Source organism: Alkalilacustris brevis (genome assembly GCF_003350345.1).
Lineage (GTDB): Bacteria > Pseudomonadota > Alphaproteobacteria > Rhodobacterales > Rhodobacteraceae > Alkalilacustris > Alkalilacustris brevis.
Window position 1 is genome coordinate 1 of record NZ_QNVJ01000080.1, and the last position, 3,700, is coordinate 3,700.

Annotated in this window: 3 protein-coding genes; 2 read left to right on the forward strand and 1 reads right to left on the reverse strand. The window is 60.0% G+C overall.

All coding sequences use genetic code 11. The features are described from left to right. The first annotated feature begins 162 nt into the window (after positions 1 to 162). A complete protein-coding gene (locus DQ229_RS12725) occupies positions 163 to 1,569 on the forward strand; it encodes an MmgE/PrpD family protein (protein ID WP_114966639.1) in 1,407 nt (468 codons plus the stop codon). A 35-nt stretch (positions 1,570 to 1,604) separates the two neighbouring features. Beyond that, complete coding sequence (locus DQ229_RS12730) at positions 1,605 to 2,714, forward strand: AbrB family transcriptional regulator (protein ID WP_274378846.1); 1,110 nt, start codon at positions 1,605 to 1,607, stop codon at positions 2,712 to 2,714. Positions 2,715 to 2,720: 6 nt separating this feature from the next. Here the strand turns inward: DQ229_RS12730 and DQ229_RS12735 are convergent, their stop codons facing one another. Beyond that, positions 2,721 to 3,410: a transporter substrate-binding domain-containing protein gene (locus DQ229_RS12735; RefSeq protein ID WP_114966641.1), complete on the reverse strand. Its 690-nt coding sequence runs from the start codon at positions 3,408 to 3,410 to the stop codon at positions 2,721 to 2,723. Positions 3,411 to 3,700: the final 290 nt, after the last annotated feature.

Below are 3,700 nucleotides of genomic sequence, written 5' to 3' on the forward strand. Positions count from 1 at the left end.
AGCCAGAAACCCTCCGTTCCGCAATATGCCTAAATTGTCCCATGGGCGCTGACTTCAGACAGCGTCAGTATTGCGGCGACCGTTCTCAAAGACTGATGGCCGGAAACCTTTAGCCCGCCTTGGCGGAAACGGATCGATAACAGCACGCAGACGAGGGATATAATGACCGCTCACGATACAATCGACAACACCCATACACGCCGCATCGCCGAGTTCGTCTCGGGCCTTCACTATGAAGATATCCCCACTGAGGTGCAGGACAGGATAAAGCTGCTTGTACTCGACTCGCTTGGCTGCGCGCTATACGGGGCGAACCTGCCCTGGACGCATATCCTCCAGCAGACCCTGACGGATATCGACCAGTCGCGCGGTTCCGCCGTATGGGGCACGGGCCTGCGCCTGTCGGCGCCCAATGCGGCACTTGCCAATGGCACTCAGGTGCAAGGGTTCGAACTCGACGATGTGCACCGCGTCGGCGTGCTACATGTGGGCGCGGTGACTCTGCCGGCGCTCGTCGCGGCCGTCGAGACACGCGGCGGCATCAGCGGCCAGGAGTTCCTTACCGCCTGCGTCGCGGGTTACGAGATCGGCCCGCGCGTCGGCATCTGCATGGGGCAGGAACACATCGGCCAGGGCTGGCATTCCGGAGCAACGCTGGGCGTCTTTTCGGCGGCCGCCGGGGCAGCACGGGGACTGGGTTTGAATGCCGATCAGACCGTGCATGCGCTCGGTATTGGCGGGACGCAGGCGGCGGGGCTGATGGCCGCGCAATATGGCGCGATGGTGAAACGGATGCACGCCGGGCGCTCGGCACAAAGTGGGCTTTACGGCGCGCTTCTGGCTGCGCGGGGCTTTACCGGCATCCTCGATGTTCTCGAGGCCCCCTACGGAGGCTTTTGCACAACCTTCTCGCGCTCGCAGGATCGCTTCAACCTCGAAGAACTCAGCGCCGGACTCGGTGAGCGGTTCGAGACCATGAAGATAGCACTTAAATTCTACTCCTGCGTTGGCAGCAATCACACAACACTCGATTCGATCCGCGAAATCCAGAAGCGCCGCCCCTTCACTGTCGACGAGATCGACAAGATCGTGGTGCATGGCTCCCAGGTTACGGTCGATCACGTCGGATGGCCATACCGGCCGGAGGGACTGACCTCGGCGCAACTCAACCTGCCGTTCTGTGTTGCGACACTCCTGCTGGAAGGTGACGTTTTCGTAGATCAATTTGAAGAAAGCTGCGTGCATGACAAGAAGCGCATCGCGCTTTCACGCCGGGTAGAATGTGTAGAGGATCCCGCAATCACTGCGCTCGGGTCACGCTTTCGGCACAAGGTCCGGGTCGAAATCTTCCTCAAGGACGGTACCCGAATGGAGGAAACCATGGAGGCGCCTCGCGGCAGCGAAAAATCGTTCGCCAGCCAGGAAGACATCGTTGAGAAATTCATGAAGCTGGCTGTAAAGGCCGTGCCCGAAACACAGGCCCGCCAGATTTGCGAGGCCGTTCTGGCAATGGAGACACTTGACGATGCCACAACCCTTATCGATCTTCTCGCAACGCCGGAAAACTGACGCGGTGGCTTGCGCAACCGACTACTGAAAAGCGCGTGCCATTCCGGATACAATCCAGCAAGCGCGTCATCGGCTTGCTTTCGGCTAGCGTTAGCCTCGCTTTCCTGGCCGGGCTGGGGTTTGACATGCTGCGGATTCCGCTGGCTTGGGTACTCGGTCCGTTGATCGCAACCGCCGCGCTGTCGCTTTCGGGCTTACCGGTATTCCGGTCGAACGTGGCGCGGCGCGCGGGCCAGATCGCCATTGGCGGCGGCCTCGGGCTGCATGTTACCGCCGCATTGCTGACCGAGATGTTGGCGTGGGTGCCCTTCATGATCGTCCTGTCGCTAGTGGCGATTAGCGTGACTTCGTTCTTCAGCGTCTTTCTCGGCCGCTTCAGCGGGCTTGATCGAGTGACGTCCTATTTCGCACTCTTGCCCGGAGGGCTGTCGGAAATGGCAAATATCGGCGCCAAGGTCGGAGCGACAAGCGAACCCATCGCACTGTCGCAGGCGATCCGCGTCGCCTTCGTCGTCTGTGTGCTTCCGCCGGCGATTGTCGCTCTGGGGATTCACGGGACGTTCGAAGCCTATGACGGTGCGGTCGAAGCGGTGTCCTATCGGACGTTGCCGCTTCTGTTTGCGGCATCGCTGATCGGCGTCTGGGTGATGAGCCTTATTGGCGCGAACAACCCTTGGATGCTCGGCGCCATCGTCACTGCGGCGCTCCTGTCATCAAACGAGCTGGTCGTCGGCGCGATGCCCCGGCCGGTCTTTTATGGCGGTCAGCTCCTGCTCGGTATGGCCATCGGCGCGCGCTTTCGTCAGGAGATCGTGATGCGCCTGCCGCGGCTGTCGCTGATGATGACGCTGTTCACGTTATTCGTGACCGTCAGCCTTTTCGGGCTTGGCATGATCGTCGCCCTGCTCAGTGCACTCGACCCCGCGACTGCAGCGCTCGCCACCTCGGCCGGGGGGGTTGCCGAAATGGCCCTGACCGCGCAGTTCCTTAACCTGAATGTTGCGCTGATCCTGGCGTTTCACGTCATCCGAGCAATAGTTGTCAATGGAGTCTCGGTGACCCTTTTCAACCTGTTTACGCGGACCGGCTTTTTTGGCGCAGTGGAACGCCTGGAAGCATTCCTTTTCGGTGCGCGACGTCGCTGAGGGCGGTCATTTCCCTTCGCGATTTAGGTGTCGGGCGACAAAGCCATCGTCTATTGCCCTGGCCACGAAGGCATCGAGCTCAGAAATCAGCGGGTTGGCCGCTCCCGGCAAGACCATCGCCTGTTCTACATTGGTCAAGACACCCGGAAGGATCCGGAACGCATCATCGTTGCCAAATTCACGCTGGAGCGACTCGCGCACGCCCGAAACCACGTCGCCCCGCCCATTGCGAAACTGTTCCAAACTGGGCGGAGACTTGTCAGCCCGCTCCAGCTGCGCATGGCACAGCGTCTTACTAAGGTAAAGGTCATGCGCTGACCCGGCCGAAGTCAGTACCGTAACGTTCTTGCGGTCCACGTCGGCTACATCTTGAAATGGCGAATCCGCCCGAGTCGCATAGGTGGCCTCGATAACGACGTAGGGCCGGGTAAAGCTGATGCTGTTCGCGCGCATGGGATCGATGGCAAGAAAGGCAATATCCCATATGTCTTTTCCTGCATCAGCAACCACTGCACCTGCCCCGTTGTAGACCACAGGCCTAAGCGATACACGAAGTTCCCTGGCGAGCCGCTCCGCAAGCGCTGGACTGACCCCTTTCAAGACATCGCCCTGCACCTGCACCAGGGCCCGGTTGCTCGTGTGGATCGCCGCGCGCAGAACGCCCTGTTGCAGAATATCCGAAAGCCGGCTCGTCATCTCGGATCTCCTGTTGTTAAGATCACCCCGCCATCGTGTCAGGACGGAACAATTCCCACCGCCACCTATCCTGCCCGATGCACATCCCGATTGCCAGCGTCGCCGAATTCCCGCCAGTGCGGGCGAACGCAGGCGAATGCGGTTTTTCTGGTGCGGTGTTGATGTGGCGTTGATGTAGATGCGCAAATGGCCTGAGGTATGCAGATACCACAGGCCAAGCGTTTGTATTATTGTGGAATTTTGGTTGCGGGGGTAGGATTTGAACCTACGACCTTCAGGTTATGAGCCTG